This is a genomic window from Clostridium estertheticum subsp. estertheticum, from assembly GCF_001877035.1.
Taxonomy (GTDB): Bacteria; Bacillota; Clostridia; order Clostridiales; family Clostridiaceae; genus Clostridium_AD; species Clostridium_AD estertheticum.
The window spans coordinates 907,415-930,292 of sequence record NZ_CP015756.1 but is presented as its reverse complement, the minus strand read 5'-3'; the positions used below and the strand labels follow the sequence as shown (position 1 = coordinate 930,292).

Genomic DNA, 22,878 nt, shown 5'->3' with positions numbered 1-22,878 from the left:
TGAAATTGTGGAATGATTTTTATAGTTTATTTTTTAGATTTAATAAATTTATCTGCTTGCTCCTGAACTGCTTTCATTACTTTATCTAATCCTGCAGCTTTTAATTTTTGACTGTAAATTTCAGCTCCCTTAACTGGATCTGCTATTATTCCAAGATGAAGAGGAAGGCCGTATTGAGTAACTACAGTGTTTATTGCTGCCATTTCATTTTTCACAAGACTATCATCAAATGTAAATGTCTCTAAAGGATTATGAATGGTATCATTTTTTTGCCATTTAGCAATAGTTTCTGGTACTATCTTTGGTCTAGCAACGTCTGTACGAGTTATAGATGTATGCCATCCCCATGGGCAAACGTTTCCTGCTGGGAAATTAGCTGTGGCACCTAAAGTTTTGAATTCTTTATCACCAACCGCATCCCAATGAGTACCTTTTACTCCGTTGAATGTTATGTCATTTAAATCTTTATCGTATCTTAAAAGGTCTAATGCCATTAATGCTCTCTCAGAATTTTTTGAATTTGCATTTATAGCCATACCATTATTAGTGTAAGGATTAGCAAATTTTTTGCTTCCTGGTAATATATCTGCTATTTCTACTTTCCACTCAGGATGAGCTGCATTCATTATTTTAAGGTCATTTGCAACTGATCCAATATTCCAAATCATTGATGCTGACTTTCCAGCTTTAAATCCATCATCTCTTGTTTCTTTACTAGAAATAGAACTCTTAGACCAATACCCACTGTCTGCATATTTTTTCATTTTTACAGCGTAGTCTTTGTATTCTGGTGTATCAATTATAGAAAATACTTTTCCAGTAGTATCATTCATTTTATATCCTAAAATAGGATCGGAACCATAGGTTCCCATTACTCCAGTAAAACCATTTGCCTGAAGCTCTAAAGGAAATTGAAGATTTTGTCCTCCGCCATTAATTATAGGAACTATATCTTTTTCATTTTTTGCTATAGTCTCATAATATTTTTCAAGACCTGCCTGACTTGTAATTGCAGGTATATGATATTTTTCTCTTAAATCCCCTCTAATACCTACAACTGAATATGCATACTCATCTTGGTCATTAGGAATCATATATATTTTTTTATTAACCTTAGCTTGTTCCCATGCAAGCTTAGGTTCGTTTTTAACACTTTGAGGTGCATATTTTTGGAGTAGTTCAGGTGTTAACTCAAGGAATCCATTTCTAGTAGCCATTTGGTTATAATAACACCATCCTGTTGCTGTGAAAATCAAATCAAAATCTTCCCCTGACGAGAATAACAATGGATATTTTGTAGCTTGATCTCCCCACGATATGAAATTAACATCAATTGTTGCGTTAATTTTTTGCGTAAGTATTGCATTCATTTTACCATAAACAGCATCAGCATCTTTTGGCTTATCTCCTAGAATATACATTTTTAGTTTTACTGCATCTTTTGTATCAACAGTTGCTTTAGTAGAAGCTGTATTTTTGCTTGTTGAACAACCTGAAAGTGATGACATAATGATACCAGCTACTAAAAATGTAACCCCGAACTTTTTCATAAATTTATTCATAACTAATTTTCCCCCTCATAATGTACTATATATTTAATTAACGGGTACTACCCCTTAACTGCACCTATTGTAAGTCCTTGTACAAAATATTTTTGCACAAATGGATACAAAAATATTATCGGCCCTGTAACTATAACTGTAAGTGCCATCTTTAAAGACTCACTTGGCAAATCCATTTTAACATTAACACTTCCTCCTGAAGTTGCTAATATGTTTTTGTAAGCATCAATATTATTAACTATTTTATAAAGAAAATATTGAAGACTATACATTTTATCATTTTGAATAAATAACATTGCATTATACCAATCATTCCAATATCTTAATGCAATAAACAAACCCACAGTAGCAAGGGCTGGTTTAGATAATGGTAGTATTAGTTTAATAAATATAGTAAAATCTCCAGCGCCATCAATTTTTGCAGACTCAGATATGGCATCCGGTATGCTGCTCATATAACTCTTCATTATCAATATATTAAAAACACTTAAAAGTAATGGAAGTATAAGTGCTAAATAATTATCCTTCATACCTAAATATCTAACCATTAATATATACCATGGTACAAGTCCACCGGTAAATAAAGTGGTAAAATAAAAGTAGAAAGAAAATTTATTTCTCCATTCGAAATCCTTCCTAGTCAGTACATATGCTGTCATCGCAGTTACAAGTAGCCCAACAAATGTTCCAGCAATTGTTATAAATATAGTAACACCATAAGCTTTAAGTACTACCATAGGTTCCTTAAAAGCGAGTGCATAAGCCGAAGTTGTAAACTCCTTTGGTATTAAGCTAAAGCCATGTTTTAAAATATATGACTCAGATGTAAATGAGCCCGAAATTACAATTATTAATGGAACTATACAAAACAATGTCATAATTATTATAACAAGATAAGCTATTATATTAAATGCTGCTCTATCCTTTGATAATTTCTTCATATTCCTACCCCTCCATTCTAAAATAATGCATTGTCTTCATCATGTTTTTTAACTGCAGTATTTACTACCATTATTGTTATAAAACAAAATACTGACTGATAAAGGCCTGCAGCCGCTGCCATACCAACTTCGTTAGTTTGAAGTAGTGCCCTAACTGTAAATGTATCAATAACATCAGTGGCATTGAAAAGCGTACCATTATTTCCAATGATTTGATAGAACATATCAAAGTTTCCTCTAAATATAGTACCAACCGCAAGTAGTGTAAGTATTGTTATTGTTGGAACTAGCGACGGAAGTGTAATATATCTAATACGCTCAAATATATTTGCTCCATCTATTTCTGCTGCTTCATAAATTTCTGTATCAATACCCATTATTGCTGCTAGATAAAGCACAGTACCATATCCAAGCCCTTGCCATGCGCAAAATATAATTATAATGACAATCCATGCAAGTGGTTTTGAATACATATCTATTGCTGCAATATGAAAGAATTTAAGTACAGAATTAAATGTTCCATGCTCAAAACTAAATATGTTATAAGATATAACCCCCACTATAACCCAAGATATAAAATATGGTAGAAACATAAGTGATTGAGTTATCTTTTTAAAATATTTGTTTTTTATCTCTGATAAAAATATAGCCATTGCAATTTGAAGTACTGTATTAACAAATATAAATGCCAAATTATATAAAACTGTATTACGAGTTACTATAAAAGCTTGCCCCGACATAAAGAAAAACTTAAAATTATCAAGGCCAACCCAGGGACTTCCAAATATTCCTCCCTTAAAGTTGTAACTCTTAAATGCAACAACTATTCCCGCAATCGGAAGATAGCTAAATATAAAGAAAAAAAGTACCGCCGGTAGAAGCATTAACAATAAAGTTTTATTCTTTTTAACCTTATGTAAGAAGCTTGTATTTTCCATTATAATCATCATCCTTTCAACTTATAAACGTTTTCATTACTATGACATGAGTATATCATTTTCAAGTTTAGAATTTATTAGCAATTTTTTACGATATTAGTAAAATCATATTTATATGGAGTGATTTGATTATAACTTCATTTAATTATATAATTACCATGTAAACGTTAATTAAAAAATTTTGTTAGTAGGAGGTTTAAGATGATTAAGGTATTAATAGTTGATGATGAAATTTTCACAAGAGAAGGAATAATCGCTGAAATTCCTTGGGCTAAACTAGGTCCTATTGAAATAGAGCAAGCCTATGATGGTATAAATGCTCTTGAAGTCGCAGAAAAGTTTGAGCCTGATATTTTATTAACTGATGTAAAAATGCCTAGAATGAATGGCGTAGAATTATCTTTTGAACTTAGAAAAACCTATCCTACCTGTGAGATTATATTTTTGAGTGGCTATTCGGATAAACAGTATCTAAAATCAGCTATTGAGCTTAAGGCCGTTAGTTACGTAGAAAAACCTATAGATATTGAAGAACTTCAATCCGCAATTAAAAATGCAATAACACTTAAACTAAAAGAAACAGAAAATACTTTGAATATTAAAAATGATATTGCACTTAAACTTATTCAAAAAAATGCTGATTTTTATAATTTAGGTAAATATATAGATGTAATTCCTGAAAGTAAGCTTACAGGGACTAGTTTCATTACCATTTTGATTAATATTTTAAATAAGGATAAACTTATGGAGGAGACTGTTCTCCTTGAGCTAAAAAAAATAGTAGTTAAATCTAATTTCAATTGCATTCTATGTTATAAAGAAGATGATCTTATACTTATGCACTTATACTTTCCTGCTGACATAAACTCTTTATCTGTTAATACGACATTAGAAAATATATATAACCTAATATCTGAATATCTAAAGAGATTCACAACTTTTTTTATATGCCAAGGTAAAAAAGTTATAGGAATTACAAATATACCGATTTCCTACAGTTTTGCTGTGGAAGCACTTGGCAAAGCTTTTTTTTATGATTATAATTCCGTAATTTATTATGATAAAATTAGCCTACTTGTTTACAACTTAGATGAAAATCTTATTGAAAATTTCACGAAAAATCTATTAAATGAAGATAAACAAAACAGCATTCTTCTAATTAATAGACTTACTTCTGAAATAAAAGGGAGTGCTTCCACGCCAATAAATTATACAAAAGATGTTTATTATAGACTTCTACATCAATTATTAAAGTTTTCATATGACAGAAACTTAATAATAAATCAAAATGATTTGGATAATAAAAGTCCTTTTGAATATCTTGCGAATTCTTACACTCTTATGGATATCAAAAGTTATATGATAGAAAAAATACATACTATTTTTGACGCTGTTGAAGAAAAAAATTCGAATATAAACCCAGTTTCATCTATCCTAAAATATATACATGATAATTACTCAGATGTAGATTTGTCCCTGCAAAATATTAGTAATAAAACTTATCTATCCACTGCATACATGTGCTCCATATTTAAAGAAGAAACTGGTACAACTATAAACAGTTATATTACCAAGTATAGAATTAATAAAGCAAAGGATCTTTTAAAAGACCCTCACATGAAAATCATTGATATAACAACTAAAGTAGGATATGGTGATGGAAATTATTTTTCAAAAATATTCAAAAAAGAAACAGGTTTAACGCCATCTGAATATAAGAAGAAGTTTTTGTGATGAGAAGGATAAAATTTTCGAATCTAAAACTTATGCAAAAATTCCTATTATCTTATTTCATGCTAATAATAATTCCATTAATTCTTTTATCTTCTATAACGTACAAAACTGTTTCTACCATTTTAGAAACCTATATTACCTCTGCAACAAAACAAGCTTTTGAGCAAACATATTCTTTTTTATCATATAAATTATATAGAGTTAATGATGTTTCAGATATAATTTCTAATGATAATAATATTACAACAATTGATAGTAATTTAATTACTATCCTTGGTAAATCCCCTAATACATATCCTATAAATGAACAAATTAAAGATATGTTTTTTCTGCGCAAATATCTTAGTTCTTATGAGAACGATATTGATATAAGTAATTTAAAACTCTATGTAAATAATGATTTTCTTTATTCCAATGAAGACTATAATATGTTTAGCCTTAATAAGGCCAAGAATTCTAAATGGCTTACTATATTTAAGGAAAATAAAACAAGAAATTTATGGTGCCCTAGTTCCTATCTTGAGGATAAACCTAATAGCTCTCCTAAAGAACTTTCCCTTGTATCTGCTATAAAAAATCCAAATGACTTTTCCAAGGATATTGGGTTTCTTCGTGTAGATTTTAAAAAATCAATGGTTGACGATATTATAAAAAAGACAAATTCAGTAGACGGTAGCTTTACATATATACAAAATTCCAAAGGAGTAATTGTATCCTCTACAGATGACTCTTTAATTGCTAAATATAATCTTAACAATACTTTAACCACCAGCCTTTCATCAAATACACAAAATTTTCAAAAGCTTACTATAAATAATAATAAATGCCTTTTGAAAAGCTCATTAATAAATAATACAGATTGGTATATGACTACAATTATACCTTATGATAGTATTCTTGTTAAAATTAAATTTATAAGAAATACCTTGATTTTGTTATTAAGTATACTTGGAACAATAGCTTTTACTCTTGCATACTACTTTTCAAATTCAATAACTAGAAGAATTACAAAACTTAATAAGTCTATGAGACAGGTCCACAATGGCAGCCTTGAAACTTATATTAAAGATTCAAGTTCTGATGAAATCGGTGAGCTCATAGATAATTATAATTTTATGATTACTAAGATGGTAATACTTATTGATGAACAGTATAAATCTGGCAAGGAAGTTAAAAATGCAGAGTTAAAAGCCCTTCAGGCACAGATAAATCCACACTTTTTGTATAATACTTTGGATATGATAAATTGGATGGCTTTCAAGGATATGAATAAAGAAATCAGTAGCGCTGTTAAGAGCCTCGCAGGTTTTTATAAGATAAGTTTAAATAAAGGTAAATCTAAAGTCTCGATTAAAGATGAATTAACACATGCCTCCCTTTATGTTGATATTCAAAACATGAGGTACTCAGATAGAATAAAGCTCACAATAGATTTACCCGAGGAGCTTTATCGTTATAGTATTTTAAAAATAACACTACAACCCATTTTAGAAAATTCTATTTCACATGGCATTCTTGGCCGTGGCAATGTATGCGGAGAGATAATAATTAGTGGTAAATTAGAAAATAATGATATAACTCTATATGTGAAAGATGACGGTATCGGCATCCCTGAGGATAAAATAGATAAAATCTTAACAGATGATATAAGTAGCGAAACTGGAAGTGGTTATGGTCTTAAGAATATTGATAAACGGTTAAAGCTCTCTTATGGTGAAGGTTACGGCTTAACTTTTAAAAGCCAGTACGGACATGGCACTACAGTAGAAATTAAAATTCCAGCTACCGTGCATGAAGATGGTTTCGTATTATAATTCATAAAAAATAAAACACAGGATTCAAGCGAGTGCTGTGTTTTATTTCTTATTTTATATCAAAGATTTTCTCTTCATAATTTTAAAACCATATGGCGTTAAGTTAATTTCTCCTTCTATTTTATTTTCAGAAAGTATATCTTCATATAAATTTTCATCTAAAGAAACTTTTTCATCGCAATTATTAAAATTCATTAAGAATATAAAATCATTATCACCATCAGTTCGTAATTGCGCTGTAACTCCCTGTGGTAATTTTGTCTTAACTGTTTGTTTAATCCCAAGTCTCCTTATTAAATCACCATAGAATACCTCATTGAAATCCTCTTTATTTCTCGATGCAATATAGTAAGCTGAGCCGTCTCCATATTTATTAACTGTAAGAGCAGGTCTCCCAGCAAAGAAATCTGATTTATAAGTGGCTAGTACCTGTGCACCTTCCACATGTATCAAATCAATTAACTCTACAGTTTCATATTCACCTTTAAGCCCTAACTTATTGTTATTATCAAATACTATATTATTTACTTCATCATCATAAAGACTCTCTATCTCTTCTGACCATATTCCGAGTACTTTTCTAAGAGGTCCTGGGAAACCACCAAGGAAACATAAATCATTTTCATTTACTATGCCAGACCAATAGGTTGCAACAAACGTTCCCCCATTTTTTACAAATGCTTCAATTCTTTCTCCTACACCTGGTTTTACCATGTAAAGCATAGGTGCTACAAGCAATTTGTAATTAGAAAAATCACATTCCATATTAATTATATCAACTGGCACGCCACTTTCCCAAAATGGTTTATACTGCGCGTATACAGTGTCTTCATACTTTATTCCACAATTTCTTGGACCTTGTGAATCATTTATAGCCCATCTGTTTTCCCAATCAAATATTATAGCAACTTGCGGCTCTACACTAGTGCCTAAAATTTCATCTAACTTTTCAAGAACCGTACCCACCTGCGTAACTTCTTTAAATACTCTAGTATTTTCATGACCACAATGATCAACTACTGCTCCATGAAATTTTTCACTTGATCCTCTGCTTTTTCTCCATTGAAAATACTGCACTGTATCTGATCCATGAGCAACAGCCTGAAGAGACGAAAGCAGATGCATCCCAGGCTTTTTAAGCTTGCTAGTAGCCTGCCAATTTGTAGCACTTGGAGTGCTCTCCATTAACATAAATGGTTTACCACCCATTAAGCTTCTAAATATATCATGATTCATAGAAATCCTTGAAGCTAAAAAAGATTCATCTACATTTTCATGCCATTTGGGATAATTATCCCACGAAATTATGTCCAGCACCTCTGTAAACTTCCAATAATTTAATCCATCAAATAGTTCCATAAGATTCGCTACAACTGGCAACTTAGGATTTATTTCTTTTAAAGGTTTTATTTCTTCTTTGCAAAAATCAACTGTTTGGTCTGTGACGAATCTCTTCCAATCTAAGCTTAATCCATGTACACCTGCTTCCCCATGGGGAGCTGGCGACTCTATTTGAGACCAATTCGTATAAGTATGACTCCAAAAGGTAGTCCACCAAGCATCATTCAAATTATCAAGAGAGGTATATTTATTTTTAAGCCAAGTTCTAAAAGCCTCCTGACATAAATCACAATGACAATCCCCACCATATTCATTAGAAATATGCCAAGCAACTATTCCAGGATGATTTGAATATCTCTGGGCCAATTTCCTATTTATTATTTGTGTCTTTTCCCTATAAACTGGAGATGTAAAACAGTGATTATGTCTTTGACCATAAAGATTTCTAACACGGTTTGCTCCTACTCTTAGAACCTGCGTATACTTAGCTGCCATCCATGCAGGCCGTGCTCCTGTTGGAGTAGCTAATATTGTATAGATACCGTTTTCATAAAGTTTATCCAAAACATAATCAAGCCACTTAAAATTAAATACTCCTTCCTCAGGCTCTATTGTAACCCATGAAAATATACCTATAGACATTACATTACACTTTGCTAATTTCATAAGTCTTATATCTTCTTCAAAAATTCCAGGATATTTAAGCCATTGTTCTGGGTTATAGTCTGCACCGTGATAAAAGTGAGTTAGTTTATCATTTATTAATGGAAATTTTTTTATCATTTTTTCACCTCATAATTTTTTTAAACGCTTACAATTTAGTAGTATTAGTAATATTATCTAATATATTACCATTATTTTAATGTATAAAGTATAGTAAAATGTTTTGAACCTAGTAAATTATTCTCTGCTTAAAAAAACATTACATTATAAATAACTAAAGTGAATAAAATTTGATAAATTGTCAATAATTTAAATACACCAACCTATTATTGAATTGGTAAATAAGCAAAAAATAAAAATACTGCACTAGGATCCCCCTAAGTGCAGTATTTTTATTAAATTCTATTTTAATTAGGAATTATTTTTTATTATGAATGTGCTTCGTACTAAAATCAATTTCTTTTAGATTAACAATCTTTGTTTTATTCTTTACCTTATATACTAGCCATAAAAGTAAGAACAAAGGTAGTCCAATATACGAAGCAATAACATTTTTCCAATCAATTGAATCCGCTGTGAAATAGGTTATTCCCTGCCCTAATATAACAATTACACATAATACTAGTGCAAGAATTGGACCAAATGGAAATAATTTTGCCTTATATTTTAATTTAGCCAGATCTTTCCCTTGAACTACAAATGCTTTACGGAAACGATAGTGGCATATTGCAATTCCTACCCATGCTATAAATCCAGCTAAGCCCGAAGCTGCAACTAACCACATATATACTGTTTCTTGTGCATATAAACCTACTAAGAAAGATGCCGAGGCTACTAATGTAGTAATTACTAATGCATTTACAGGAACCCCTCTCAAATTTACTTTACAAAGAAACTTTGGTGCCCTTCCTTCTTTCGCCATTGCATATAACATACGGCTAGCCGCGTACATTCCAGAGTTACCACATGAAAGAACTGATGTTAAAACTACAGCATTCATAATACTTGCAGCTCCTGCAATACCTGCTCTTTCAAAAATAACGGTGAAAGAACTTGTGGTCACACCAGCTTGAGTAAACGGTATCAATGCACTGATAATAAATATAGCTCCTAAATAGAATATAATAATTCTCCAAAATACGCTTTTAATGGCTTTAGGTACATTTTTCTCTGGATCTTCACTTTCTCCAGCAGCTATACCAACGAGTTCTGTTCCCTGAAAAGAGAATCCAGCAATTAAAAAAACCATTAATATTCCTTTAAAACCAAATGGGAATGGTCCTTTGGCACCACTTTTAGGATCTAAAAATGTAAAATTTGAAAGCCCAATATGATGATCTCCAATTATTCCAAAGATCATTGCAACACCTATTGCTAGGAATACTAGAACTGCTACAACTTTAATGCTTGCAAACCAAAATTCTGACTCTCCATAAGCCTTAGCAGAAAGCATATTTAAACCAAATAGTAATACTAGAAAACCAACACTCCAAACAAGTGCGGGTACACCAGGAAACCAATATTGCATAATCATAGCTCCTGCAACCATTTCAACTGCAACAGTAATTGCCCAGTTGTACCAATAGTTCCAACCTAGCGCAAATCCAAATGCTGGATCAACAAATCTTGATGCATATGTTTCAAATGAACCAGTAACTGGCATGAATGTAGCCATTTCACCTAAACTTGTCATTAAGAAATATACCATTACACCTATAAGTATATATGCGACTAATGCTCCTCCTGGACCTGCTTGTTGCACTGTACCGCCTGAGGCTAAAAATAGACCTGTTCCTATTGCTCCACCAATTGCAATCATTTGAAGATGACGCGGCTTTAATCCTCTTTTCAATTCATCCGTTTTTACTTCACCCATTGTAAATACCCCCTTATTTAATAGCTACTTAACCTTAAAAAAGTAGTAAGAAGATGCTTAAAATTTTATGTTCATACTAAACTAAACCTCTCTCAACCATTTCTGTGATAGCAAAACTTGCTACGTCACCAGCGAATTTACCTGGTCCAAAACCTGCATCGTACCCAAGTTCTTTTGCAAGTTCGTGAGTTATTCTTGGGCCCCCACAAATTAACACAACTTTATCTCTAATCCCTTCTGCTTCTAATAGTTCCACTAAATTAGTAAGGTTTTTTATGTGTATATCCTTTTGGGTTACTGTTTGAGAAACCAGAAGAACATCTGCTTTAAGCTCTATAGCTTTTTTAATAAATTCTTCATTTTCTACTTGGCTTCCTAAATTATAAGCTTCTATCATAGGATACCTTTCAAGACCATAATGTCCTGCAAATCCCTTCATATTCATTACGGCATCTATTCCAACTGTATGGGCGTCTGTTCCTGTACTAGCTCCAATTATTACAACTTCACGTTTAATATTTTCTTTTATATATTCTCCAACTTGTTTCATATCCATTATTTCTACTTCTACTGTTTGAACATGTACATCTTCATAGTTTACAGTATGCATTAATGAACCATAAATAACATAAAAAGAAAATTCTTTATCTAAAGCTTCATGATGGGCACAGTTTGTATCAACAAGGCCCATAGATTTTGCAAGTTGAATTGCAGCTTCCACTCCTCTTTCATTATTTTCTACAGGAAGCGTAAAACTCACTTGAACCTTACCATCATTCATAGTATCTCCATAAGGTTTAAGCTTTGTTAGGTCTAAGTTTTTATTGAATTCTTTAACCTCTAATGAATATTGTCCTCCACTCATTACTTCTTCCCCCCTAACATTAGATCTACAAATGGATTAAAGTAAGCTTTTTCTTTTTCTACAACTCCTGCAAGTCCCTTTCCACCATTTAGTGGCCTCTTAATTCCGGCAAATTTTCCTTGTTGCAATGTGCTAAATAACCCTTCTTTTTCAATCTCTCCAATTAGATCTGCTGCTTTATTTAATACCTCATCCACTCTTGTTTCCATTATGCCTCCTTTTTTAAAGGTGATTTCTGATCCTAAATCCTTCATAGTCCTAAATATATATTGAGCATTGTCTATTGATAACGCCCTATCTGACATAAATGGAGTGTGGATTGCTTCTGTCAGCATTCCAAGAAGATGTAATTTTTGTCCTGTCATGATAGTAACCATGTTAAATAATGCATCTTGCACTTGTCCTTTGAATATATTTCCAGTCATAAACTTAGTTGGTGGCATATATTTAAGTGGTGCTCTCGGGAAGATTTCCCTTGCCATTTGTGCTTGTGCTAATTCGTATAAAAATCCATTTTCAACATCTGGGCTTATCTCAAATGCATGCCCAAGTCCCATTTGTTCTTCTGGTATTCCAGCAACTAACGCAAATTGTTCATTTATAAATTGTGATGCAAGCACTGTATGAGCCTCTTCCACTGCATCTGATGTAGTTAAATAATTATCTTCCCCAGTGTTTATGATAACTCCAGCATATCCGTTAATTATCCTTGAAAAATACTGGTCAACTATCGTTCTTTGCATATTAATATCTCTAAACAGAATTCCATATAGTGCGTCATTTAGCATTACATCTAACCTTTCTATTGCCCCCATCGCAGCTATTTCAGGCATACATAATCCAGAACAATAATTGCAAATTCTAATATATCTTCCTAATTCTTCTCCTACCTCATCAAGTGCAGTTCTCATAAGTCTAAAGTTTTCTTGCGTTGCAAGTGTTCCCCCGAAGCCTTCTGTTGTAGCTCCATATGGAACATAGTCAAGTAAACTTTGCCCTGTACTTCTTATTACCGCTATTATATCTGCACCTTGCTTTGCCGCTGCTCTTGCCTGGATTATATCTTCATAAATATTACCTGTAGCAACTATTACATAAAGATAGGGACCACTTTTATCTCCAAATCTTTCAAGATATGATTTCCTCTTATCTCTGTTTTGTTTAATTTTAAAAGTCATTGCTTCAGCCACTTTACCAACAGCCATTTTTATCTCAAATTCTTCGTGCATAGGTATTTTAGTTAAATCTATTTCACCCTTTGATACCTTCACTGATATTTCCTGTGGTGAAAGTCCAGTTTCAACCATAGCATTTCCGATAAACATTGCGGCACCAAGTGCCAATCCATTACCATCTTTAATGTTGTCTACCACAATATTTGGAATTGGCACGAAAGCTTCATCTACACCATCAATACCTAAAAGTCTACATACTGTTCTTTCGACTGTTACTGTAGTATGCATGTCAATAAATTCTTGAGTATCTTTTGCTATGCTTTTAGCTGATTGTCTAGCTTTTTCAACGAGATGCCAATTTAAATTCAATTTGCTTTCCATTTTACTCCTCCTCTTTATAGAAACTTTTTGCTATATCTACTATCTCTTCATCAAGGCCTAGTAATATTGCTATATTAAGTGCATCTTTTGGTACTCTATTTTCTTTTGAGACTTTTTCTAGTTTATACCCCATATGTTCTTGTATTATTTCAACAGAATGAGTTTTATTTAGATTTATCTCATTTTTCAGGGCATTTAAATCTACATTTTTGAGCCCAGTTACTTGATAATGCACCATATTATCTTTCACCACTCCGTCATAATGAGTTGAGATTAAGCTTATTGACTCAAGTTTATTCAAATATTTTGAAAGAGCTCTCACAAGATAATAACCTTCTTTTGGATTAGTGCCTCTTGCAAACTCATCTAAAGCTATAAATCCATTTCCCCTAGCTGCACACTCTACCACTTCTTTTAGCTTTATTATTTCTGCTCCAAATGTACTTAAGCCTTTGGAAATGGATTGCATATCATCGGATACAAAATGAATAAAATTAAGGATTGGGAATTTTGATTTTTTAGCAAATACGAAAAAGCCCATTTGCCCAAGAAGTAAATTCAAAACAATAGTCTTTAGAGTCACACTTTTCCCACCCATATTTGCTCCTGTTATAATAGTTGTACCTCTAGACAGACTTATACTAACTGGGGTAAATGCCTTCTTACCTTTTTCTAATATCTCTTTGATTTCAGGATTAAAGGCTTCAATAAATTCAATTTCCATCTTCTCAGAAATTTTTGGTCGAGAAGCATTATAAGCTAATGCTAAATTTGCTTTAGCAATTAAAAAATCTAATCTTCCTATTGCTCTTATATTTTGCTTTATAATTTCTGTTTTTTTAGAAATTTGAAGAGTTAACTCTTTTCTAATCTTTAACTCTTCCTCTTCTTCTTCTATAACTAAATCTAATCTTTGTTTTCTTAATTCACTTATTTCCTCTTCGGTTATCGCCATAAAAATTTCTTTTTCCTTTTCTCTTTTCTTTTTTCGAGTATATTTCAAAGTTTCAGAATACTCATCATAAACATAAAAGGTAGATATTCCATTTTTTTGTGGATCTAGAAGATAAATAATTTCACCTAGAGAATTCAAATGAATTTCATCTATATTAAGATATAATTTATCCAGTATATTTTTTAATTCTGTTACTAATATTGAAAAATATTTAATTTCATATAACTCAACTTCATCTAATGATTCAGCCTCATTACATCTTTTAATAGAATTTCTAATATCTTTCATGTTGCAAAATATTCTACCTATTTTGTTATACTCATAGGTATTAGTTTTTATGGATTTAATTATATTTTCTAGGTTGTTTAATTCCTTTGTTAATTTATTTATTTCGCAGGTTTTAAATGGCCTAATATTTTTGCTCTCACAAACTCCATAAGAAGTGATTATCCCCAGCTTATCCATAACGAAGGAAAAGCCAATTTGATCTCTCTGCTGCTTATCTAAAAACTTCATTTTATTCTCCCCCAACTACATCAAATACAGGTATATTTAATTTATTACGAAGTTCATATAAAAACTTATTTCTATCAAATTCATACCCATAAGGTGATTTTGGATTGGATGTAACACATACTATATGGATGGAATTTATTGTTTTTATGATACCACCTCTATTTTTAAATTTATAAAGAGTCTCCCTAGTTAAAAACAATTTTGTTCCGTCTTCAACCAGGAAAGTTACTCCCTTATAGTGGTTCGTGGATGTCATAATTTCTTCTAATAGTTTGTCTGTTACTACACCTTTGATAACAACATGCGTTGTATTTTTGTCTAATAACTGCGCAATCTCTTTAGCTGCTCCAATTGATGTAATCACATCTAACATCCTTATAGAATTATCTATGTCAATAATACCTATTTTACCTTTGCATAAAATTTCCTTCGCACTCTTTAATACTTCCATATCTTTTTCACTCTCTAATGATAATAAATTCACTGTATGACAGGTTGCGTCTATTACCTTTACCATACTTTTTGACATTGCTGCTCCAGTTGATAAAATTGTAGCATTAGTAATTGATGGTGATGCAAAAGTTTTTCTACTAAATGCACCATCCACAATTACAAGCTTACTTCCAAAGCTTTTAAGTTCATTACATATTAAAGTCATATAAGAATTTATAGAAGTACCACCTAAGTCCACATATCCATCACTTATTGCTCTGCATATAATTATTTCTCCCATAGGAGTATTAAACCCAGTTGTTTTTAAAATCTCGCGAGTTATATCACTATTTAGTAAACACTGTTTTGCAGTCGCAATTATACTTCCTTTTTCTATATAAATTTTAGGTTTTTCGGTGCCAGTTACTCTATCTGTTTTTTCACCGTCACGTCCTATAGATGTAAGCCCAAGGGATATTCTCCCTCTAGCTTCTCTTAAAATATGATTTAGCGTAGTTGTTTTCCCTACATTTTTACCCATCCCTATTATAGAAATACTTTCATAACCGCGAATCATATTGAAAATGCTGCTTATATTTTTTATATCTTCCATTTTACTCGTGGTGTCCTCTTAAGTTTCTCTCAAGTCCAACTGGTTCCATTGACATTTGTTGATTATTTAATAATCCAGCTACTCCCACTTTGTGAACCTTTTTGACTCCTTCGCATACTTCACAATGGCAACCTGAAGTATAGCTAGTTGGTTGTTCATAAGTAGTTATAACACCCTCAAAGTTTCTGAGTACTACTTTTTCAGGACTTTGAGATATAACATAGCTTGGCATTACCGGAGTTTTTCCACCACCGCCTGGAGCATCAACAACAAATGTTGGCACACAGAATCCTGAAGTATGCCCTCTTAAAGCTTCAATAATTTCTATTCCTTTAGATACTGGTGTTCTAAAGTGTTCAAGTCCCATTGAAAGGTCGCATTGATAAATGTAATATGGACGAACCCTAATTTTAACAAGCTCATGAACTAAATCCATCATCACATGTGTACAGTCGTTAACTCCTCTTAAAAGAACTGATTGATTTCCAAGAGGTATCCCTGCATCTGCAAGTCTCGCGCAAGCAAGTTTTGCTTCCTGCGTAATTTCATTTGGATGATTAAAATGAGTATTTAACCAAATTGGGTGATATTTCTTTAACATATTAACTAATTTTGGCGTAATTCTTTGTGGAAGAACTACAGGTACTCTTGAACCCAGTCTTATTATTTCAACATGGGGGATATCCCTTAATCTTTCGATTATATATTCTAATTTGTCATCATCAACAAGTAGGCAATCTCCACCTGATAATAATACGTCTCTAACTTGAACCGTATTTCTGATATATTCAATTGCTTTATCTATTCTTGCCATTGGCAGGTCACTATCGCTATGCCCTGCAAATCTTCTTCTTGTACAGTGCCTGCAATACATTGAACACTGATCAGTTATTAATAGTAATACTCTATCTGGGTACCTATGAGTAAGCCCCGGCACTGGAGAATCCGTATCTTCATGTAGTGGGTCAAGTAAATCAGCGTGGGCCTTGTGTAATTCAAGTGCTGTTGGTATAGCCTGTTTTCTTATTGGATCATTTGGATCATTTATATCTATTAAAGAAAGATAATAAGGAGTTATTGCCATTCTTAATGTTTGTAAACATTGCCTTGCTCCCTCCTCCTCATCTTCTGTTAGTGGTATATATTTTTTAAGTTCATCCACAGTCTCAATTCTATTTTCAACTTGCCATTTCCAATCATTCCATTGCTGATCTGTTACATCTTTAAATAGTTCGACTCTTCTATTAACTCTCATGTCAGCCCCTCCATCGTATAATAATTTATCTATAATTAAACATATAATTCCTCGAATATTTCTCTTAATGTCTCATTTTCTCTTAATTCTTCAAGCGTTATTTCAGCATGTCCTTTAGTGTATCCATTTCCTACAATCATGGTAATATCTTTACCTACTCCTTCAGCTCCAAGTGCTGCTTTTGTAAAGCTTGTAGACATAGAGAAGAAGTAAACTACTCCCTCATCTTTTACAGGCAGTATTGTTGACATTTCAGTATTGGTAACGTTTACCATATTAATTGCAACATCCACTTCACACCCATTGTTGCACTCCAAAGTAGCATTCATTACATCAATAGCAGCTCTAGCATCACAAATAACTATTTTCATTTTTAAGCCAAGTCTTTTCAATCTCGTTTTTTCTTCCTCGTTTCTTACAAGTCCAATAACATTTCCTGTTGGTCCTACCCTCTTAACCGCTTCATAAGAGCAAAGCATTCCCGATTTACCTGCAGCACCAAGTAAAAGAACTGATTGGCCTGGTTTAACAAGTTTAGCAACTTGAGCTGCTGCCCCTGCAACGTCTAATGCTGCTAATGCTAAATTTTCATCCATATCTTTTGGAAGTTTTGCATATAATCCACTTTCAAACAAAATAGCTTTTCCTTTTATCACAACTCTATCTATGTCCGGTTTAATATCTATAATTTCATCTATTTTTAAAGGAGTTAACGATAATGAAACTAATGTGGATATTTTGTCTCCAACTTTAAGATCTATTTTTCCATCTAATGCTTCACCTATTTTTTCGACTGTTCCAATAAGCATTCCACCTGATCCAGTTACTGGATTTTGCATTTTTCCTCTTTCTGCAACAATCTCAATGATTTTAGCTTTTATTTTTTCGATGTCATGTCCAGCTTCTTCATCTATTTGGGTAAAGCTAGCTGAATCTATATTTAAAGCATGAACATCTATTAAAATTTCATTATCGTATATATTCATATCATTTGAGATTTTTGCTGCTGGCTGTGGCATAACACCTATTGGTTGAATTACCCTGTGTGTTCCGTATTTACATCCTTTTTTCATAATCAATTCCCCCCTTTATATATCCATTATTTTCAAGTCATCTGATATAATCAATTCAGCCTCAGTAAGTGATTTAACTTCTTCAACTGTTGTATCTTTATTAATTTCAATAAGTACAAGCCCATTATCTGTAACTTCCATTACTGCAAGTTCTGTAACTATAAGGTTAACTTGTGCTTTCGCTGTTAAAGGTAACGTACACTTCTTTAATATTTTAGGAATCCCTTTTGCTGTATGTTGCATTGCAATAATAACCTTTTTAGCCCCTACTACTAGATCCATAGCACCACCCATGCCCGGAACCATTTTACCCGGTACAATCCAGTTAGCTAAGTTACCTTCTTGATCCACTTCTAATGCTCCAAGGACAGTTATATCAACGTGTCCACCTCTTATTAAAGTAAAAGACATCGCACTATCAAAGAATGCCCCACCTGGAAGTATTGAAGTGAATTGACCTCCTGCATTAATTACATCTTTGTTTCCCTCAACTGGAGTCGCACCCATACCAATCATCCCATTTTCTGATTGAAGAGTAACATGTACACCTTCTGGGATATAATTTGTAACTAATGTTGGAAGACCTATACCCAAATTTACAAGTTGTCCATTTTTTAACTCTTTACCAATTCTTTTTGCAATAATTTGTTTTGCAAGTTTACTATCTATACCCATATTAGTTATCCTCCCTAATAATATAATCAACCAGTACGCATGGAGTAACAATATTGTTTGGATCAAGATCCCCAACTTTAACAATCTTTTTAGCTTCAATTATTACAATTTCTGCAGCAGTAGCTATAATTGGATTAAAGTTTTTTGTTGTTCCATAATAAATTGCATTACCAATTTCATCTACCACACTTGCATAAACAAGTGCTAAATCTGCTTTAATTGGAGTCTCTAATAGATATTTCTTTCCTTCTATAGTAATTTTTTGTTTTCCATCCTCTATCATAGTACCAACTCCAGTTGGCGTAAGCACTCCACCAAGTCCAGCTCCAGCTGCTCTTATTCTTTCAATTAGCGTTCCTTGTGGCACAAGTTCTACTTCTATTTTTTTCTCTGTCATAAGCCTTCCTGTTTCTGCATTTGTTCCAATATGTGAAGCTATAAGTCTTTTAACTTGACCATTTACTATAAGTTTTCCTATACCTCTATCTACATAACTTGTATCATTTGCAATTATAGTTAAATTTTTGACATTTGTTTCTACTAATAAATCTATAATCTTTTCTGGTGTTCCACAAGCTAAAAACCCACCTATCATTATTGACATTCCGTCTTTAAGTAGAGGTCTAATTTGTTCTAACTCTACAACTTTATTCACTTATTTTGCCTCCTTCTATTCATTTTTAGGACATAACAACATTTATGCTTATCTTCATTTAAGGCAATAAACCTAGTATTTTTCTTGCTTCATGTGGAGTTGCAATTTCTCTACTAAGATCCTTCGCAATTCTAACTACTCTTTCTACTAATTCTGCATTTGATTTAGCTGGGACACCCTTTTCAATATATACATTATCTTCAAATCCAACTCTTACATGCCCACCCATAATAATAGCCATAGCTACCATTTGAAACTCATATCTCCCAATTCCTGATACTGTGAAAGTACTCCCCGCTGGTATACTTTCTTGCATAAATAATAGATCTCTTGGTGATGCATTAATCCCACCATTTACACCCATAACAAAATTAAAATGCATTGGTGTTTTAATAAAACCTTTCTTTTGAAGCCTTATAGCCATGTCTACCATTCCCTTATCAAAAACCTCAATTTCCGGTTTTACGCCAGATTCAATCATCCTTTCTCCAAATTCTTTAATTGTATTTTCAGTATTTACAAATATGTCATCTCCACCAAAATTACAAGTTCCTGCATCTAAAGTTGCCATTTCTGGTCTAAGATTTATAGGTTGTAATCTTTCTGTGTTACTCATCCCTACTGCTCCACCAGTTGACGGTTGAATGATTACATCTGGGCACCTTTCTTTTATAGCTTCCATGCATGCCTCGAATCTTATTAAGTCTTGAGTGGGTGTTCCATCATCTTTCCTTACATGCAAATGAATAATGCTAGCTCCTGCTTTATATGCTTTTTCAGCTTCCATTGCTATTTCAAGAATAGTATAAGGCACATTTAGATTGTGTTCTTTTGTAACTTCCGCTCCGCATATAGCCGCAGTAATTATTAATTTTTCCATCTGTTACCTCCTTGTTGTTCTCTATTTTCTTTGTTTATCTTTTAGAACCACACAAGTTCCACTTGCCTTGCAAACAACTATTGGTTCATCTAATACATCACAAGCTGAATCATTTATATCTGGCCTTGGCACTATAATCTTCCTTGCCTCAAAAATCATTTTTCTTGAAGAATTCCCTACACTCACTATTTCTCCAACCGCTTCTATATAATCTCCCGCATAAACTGGTTCTAAAAACTCTACAGCATCATAGGCTTTGAATAATCCTTCATCACCATCATTTAGAATTAGAAGTTCTGTAGCCACATCCCCGAATAATTGAAGCATTCTTGCTCCATCCACTAAATTTCCACCATAATGTGCATCATGAGCACTCATTCTTAATCTAATTAAAGATTTCATTTTATCCTCCTTTTTAATCATAGTGTCTAATTTGCAATCCTAGGTTGATTCTATTGTGTACACAGAAAAAGGCACTGAATTTTCAGTGCCTTAATTAATAGAAACAAAAACCTATTAATGCAATGAAAAATTAACTTTCCATTACATAAATAGCTCTCCATAAGAACTTCATGACAGTGATAGAAATACTATTTTCTATCACCAAGAATATCTTTAAGAACCAAAATATCCTTTCGGCAAACAACTCCTTCATTTTTGACATTGGATGTTCCTATCCTTAGCATTCAAAAACTACCCCTTTATTTGCACCTCTATTTATGTTAAATTATTAAATTTTATTTTAATTTTGTATCTAACTTAATTATATTATTTACACTCCAACCTCCTAAAATTTCTTATGATACCACTTTATTCAATTTTCTAAGATATATTACAGTTTTAAATAATAAAGTTCAAGATAATATAACTTTAATTACTACACCCAATATAAACCCTATAAACTAATTAAAAGATTGCTGGAATATAAGGCACCGTTTTTGCCAAAATCCATACCATAAAAATAACAACCGGCAAATGGAATACTAACTGCAAAATTGAAAATCCTGCAAGATCCCTTGCTTTCACGCCCATAATACCCATCAATGGTAACATCCAGAAAGGATTGATGAAATTCGGTAAAGCCTCAGCTGCATTATATACTTGCACCACCCATCCAAGTCCAACATGTAAATGTTTTGCCGCCTCAAGAAGATATGGTGCTTCTACTACGAATTTTCCACCGCCTGATGGAAGGAAGAGCCCTAGAATGGCAGAATAAATTCCAACAATGGCTGGAAATGTATTTTGAGTAGAAATGGAAAGGAAAAACTTCATTAATAATTCAGTAAGCCCAGAACCCATTAACACACCAAAAATACCTGCATAAATAGGGAATTGAATCAGTACACCACCAGTAGCAGGTATAGCCTTAGCTGCTGCATTCAAAAAACTTCTTGGAGTCCAGTGTAATAACATACCTAACATTAAAAAGATAAAATTATACGTATTAAGATCTAGAGCAGCTATAGGCCCTTTAGTGTTAATTACATTAAAAACATAGACAATTCCTATGGATACGATTACAAAAGTTAATATAGGACTATACTCTAACCACTCACCAGGCTTCTCAGCTTTGGTTCTTTCCTTGGTGTCTTCCCCTTCTCCGTAATTAATACCAGCCATTTCTGCCGTTTTAGCCTTATCTGCGTTAGGAGTAGAGTAATAACAAATTGTAACCGACATAACAATAAGTACTATAATCATTACTAAGTTTTGCCAAGTAAAAATAGTTTCTGTAAGTGGTATTGTACCGCTAATTTTATACAATGAAGTAGGAATAGATGACTTCGTTGTCATAAGTAGCGCTGGTGCGGAAGAAAGTCCTAAAGCCCAAATACTTCCGAGACCAAGGTATCCTGCTGCACCTATCGCTCTGTAATCAACACCTTTTACCCGTTTGCTCACTTCTCGAATCAATATTCCACTAAAAATTAAGCTAAATCCCCAACTTAACAAAGATGCAACCATTGCAAAGAAAGCAACGAAGGCAACCGCAGTCTTTGGAGTTTTTGGAATAGCTGATAGTTTTACAATAAGCCTGTTGACTGGTTTAGACGTAGCTACGACATAACCACTAATTACAACAAATGCCATTTGCATCGCGAATGGTACTAAATCCCAAAAGTGAGAACCAAAATCAACACCAATTTGTATAGGAGTACGTCCCATAAATAGTGCTGCCAATCCTACAATAACCACCGCAATAATCGCAAATATATAGGCATCTGGGAACCACTTTTCACTCCAATCTGCGAGAACAAATCCGGCGCGAGCCATGAATCCTTCTTTAACCTGTCCTGTTTCGCTCTTTTTCTTATTACTCACTCTATTACACGTCCTTTCCTATAAGTTTTTTTGATCTACTAATTCTTATGCAAACCCAAATTAGAAAAGACATAAATCAATAAAAAACATGAATAATTGAAACTAAATAGCTAAATCTAAAATCACAAAAATAGGGCAAGCAGATATATTTATCCACTGACCCTATTTCTCTAAGTTTTTATTATTTACTCTGTCTACTTTAAAGAAAA

The 22,878-nt window shown here is 32.7% G+C and carries 18 protein-coding genes and 1 riboswitch; of the genes, 2 read left to right on the top strand and 16 right to left on the bottom strand.

Translation table 11 applies throughout. The features are described from left to right. Window positions 1–26: 26 nt before the first annotated feature. Genes A7L45_RS04420 through A7L45_RS04410 form a run of 3 tightly spaced genes read right to left on the bottom strand, consistent with a single transcriptional unit; the run spans window position 27 to window position 3,441 of the window. Window positions 27–1,562 (bottom strand): ABC transporter substrate-binding protein, encoded by a 1,536-nt coding sequence (locus A7L45_RS04420; protein ID WP_071611636.1) that lies wholly within the window; start codon window positions 1,560–1,562, stop codon window positions 27–29. Window positions 1,563–1,609: 47 nt separating this feature from the next. Next, a complete protein-coding gene (locus tag A7L45_RS04415) occupies window positions 1,610–2,503 on the bottom strand; it encodes a carbohydrate ABC transporter permease (protein ID WP_071611635.1) in 894 nt (297 codons plus the stop codon). A 17-nt stretch (window positions 2,504–2,520) separates the two neighbouring features. Next, a complete protein-coding gene (locus A7L45_RS04410) occupies window positions 2,521–3,441 on the bottom strand; it encodes an ABC transporter permease (protein WP_071611634.1) in 921 nt (306 codons plus the stop codon). Window positions 3,442–3,642: 201 nt separating this feature from the next. Between A7L45_RS04410 and A7L45_RS04405 the strand changes: the two genes are divergently transcribed. Together A7L45_RS04405 and A7L45_RS04400 are read left to right on the top strand one after the other, a co-directional pair. Then, a complete protein-coding gene (locus A7L45_RS04405) occupies window positions 3,643–5,175 on the top strand; it encodes a response regulator transcription factor (protein ID WP_071611633.1) in 1,533 nt (510 codons plus the stop codon). Between the two features lie 59 nt (window positions 5,176–5,234). Beyond that, window positions 5,235–6,989, top strand: coding sequence for a sensor histidine kinase (locus tag A7L45_RS04400; RefSeq protein WP_170288036.1), 1,755 nt, complete (start codon window positions 5,235–5,237; stop codon window positions 6,987–6,989). 54 nt (window positions 6,990–7,043) lie between these two features. Here A7L45_RS04400 and A7L45_RS04395 read toward each other — a convergent pair whose 3' ends face one another. From A7L45_RS04395 to A7L45_RS04335, 13 genes are all read right to left on the bottom strand, one after another. Then, window positions 7,044–9,113, bottom strand: coding sequence for a beta-galactosidase (locus A7L45_RS04395; RefSeq protein ID WP_071611631.1), 2,070 nt, complete (start codon window positions 9,111–9,113; stop codon window positions 7,044–7,046). A gap of 298 nt (window positions 9,114–9,411) precedes the next feature. Further along, window positions 9,412–10,869, bottom strand: a complete 1,458-nt coding sequence (locus tag A7L45_RS04390) for an amino acid permease (RefSeq protein ID WP_071611630.1) — start codon at window positions 10,867–10,869, stop codon at window positions 9,412–9,414. Between the two features lie 76 nt (window positions 10,870–10,945). Next, window positions 10,946–11,734: a lysine 5,6-aminomutase subunit beta gene (kamE, locus tag A7L45_RS04385; RefSeq protein WP_071611629.1), complete on the bottom strand. Its 789-nt coding sequence runs from the start codon at window positions 11,732–11,734 to the stop codon at window positions 10,946–10,948. Next, window positions 11,734–13,290, bottom strand: coding sequence for a lysine 5,6-aminomutase subunit alpha (kamD, locus tag A7L45_RS04380; RefSeq protein ID WP_071611628.1), 1,557 nt, complete (start codon window positions 13,288–13,290; stop codon window positions 11,734–11,736). The genes kamE and kamD overlap by 1 nt, the downstream gene beginning before the upstream one ends. A gap of 1 nt (window position 13,291) precedes the next feature. Beyond that, a complete protein-coding gene (kamC, locus tag A7L45_RS04375) occupies window positions 13,292–14,761 on the bottom strand; it encodes a lysine 5,6-aminomutase reactivase ATPase KamC (protein ID WP_071611627.1) in 1,470 nt (489 codons plus the stop codon). A gap of 1 nt (window position 14,762) precedes the next feature. After that, window positions 14,763–15,806: a lysine 5,6-aminomutase reactivase subunit KamB gene (gene kamB, locus A7L45_RS04370; protein WP_224616760.1), complete on the bottom strand. Its 1,044-nt coding sequence runs from the start codon at window positions 15,804–15,806 to the stop codon at window positions 14,763–14,765. 1 nt (window position 15,807) lies between these two features. Beyond that, on the bottom strand, window positions 15,808–17,061 hold the full coding sequence (kamA, locus tag A7L45_RS04365; RefSeq protein ID WP_071611626.1) for a lysine 2,3-aminomutase: 1,254 nt from the start codon (window positions 17,059–17,061) through the stop codon (window positions 15,808–15,810). A gap of 35 nt (window positions 17,062–17,096) precedes the next feature. Then, complete coding sequence (kdd, locus tag A7L45_RS04360; RefSeq protein ID WP_071611625.1) at window positions 17,097–18,134, bottom strand: L-erythro-3,5-diaminohexanoate dehydrogenase; 1,038 nt, start codon at window positions 18,132–18,134, stop codon at window positions 17,097–17,099. Window positions 18,135–18,149: 15 nt separating this feature from the next. After that, window positions 18,150–18,809 carry a 3-oxoacid CoA-transferase subunit B gene (locus tag A7L45_RS04355; RefSeq protein WP_071611624.1) on the bottom strand — a complete coding sequence of 220 codons (660 nt, stop codon included), beginning with the start codon at window positions 18,807–18,809 and terminating at the stop codon, window positions 18,150–18,152. A 1-nt stretch (window position 18,810) separates the two neighbouring features. Continuing rightward, window positions 18,811–19,464 (bottom strand): acetate CoA-transferase subunit alpha, encoded by a 654-nt coding sequence (atoD, locus tag A7L45_RS04350; protein ID WP_071611623.1) that lies wholly within the window; start codon window positions 19,462–19,464, stop codon window positions 18,811–18,813. A 58-nt stretch (window positions 19,465–19,522) separates the two neighbouring features. Then, on the bottom strand, window positions 19,523–20,344 hold the full coding sequence (kce, locus tag A7L45_RS04345) for a 3-keto-5-aminohexanoate cleavage enzyme (protein WP_071611622.1): 822 nt from the start codon (window positions 20,342–20,344) through the stop codon (window positions 19,523–19,525). A 21-nt stretch (window positions 20,345–20,365) separates the two neighbouring features. Next, the gene (gene kal, locus A7L45_RS04340; protein ID WP_071611621.1) at window positions 20,366–20,746 is read right to left on the bottom strand and encodes a 3-aminobutyryl-CoA ammonia lyase; all 381 of its coding nucleotides are present in this window, start codon (window positions 20,744–20,746) and stop codon (window positions 20,366–20,368) included. Window positions 20,747–20,888: 142 nt separating this feature from the next. Next, window positions 20,889–21,068, bottom strand: a riboswitch (Lysine riboswitch). 182 nt (window positions 21,069–21,250) lie between these two features. Then, window positions 21,251–22,669, bottom strand: coding sequence for a short-chain fatty acid transporter (locus A7L45_RS04335; RefSeq protein WP_224616762.1), 1,419 nt, complete (start codon window positions 22,667–22,669; stop codon window positions 21,251–21,253). Window positions 22,670–22,878 lie beyond the last annotated feature (209 nt).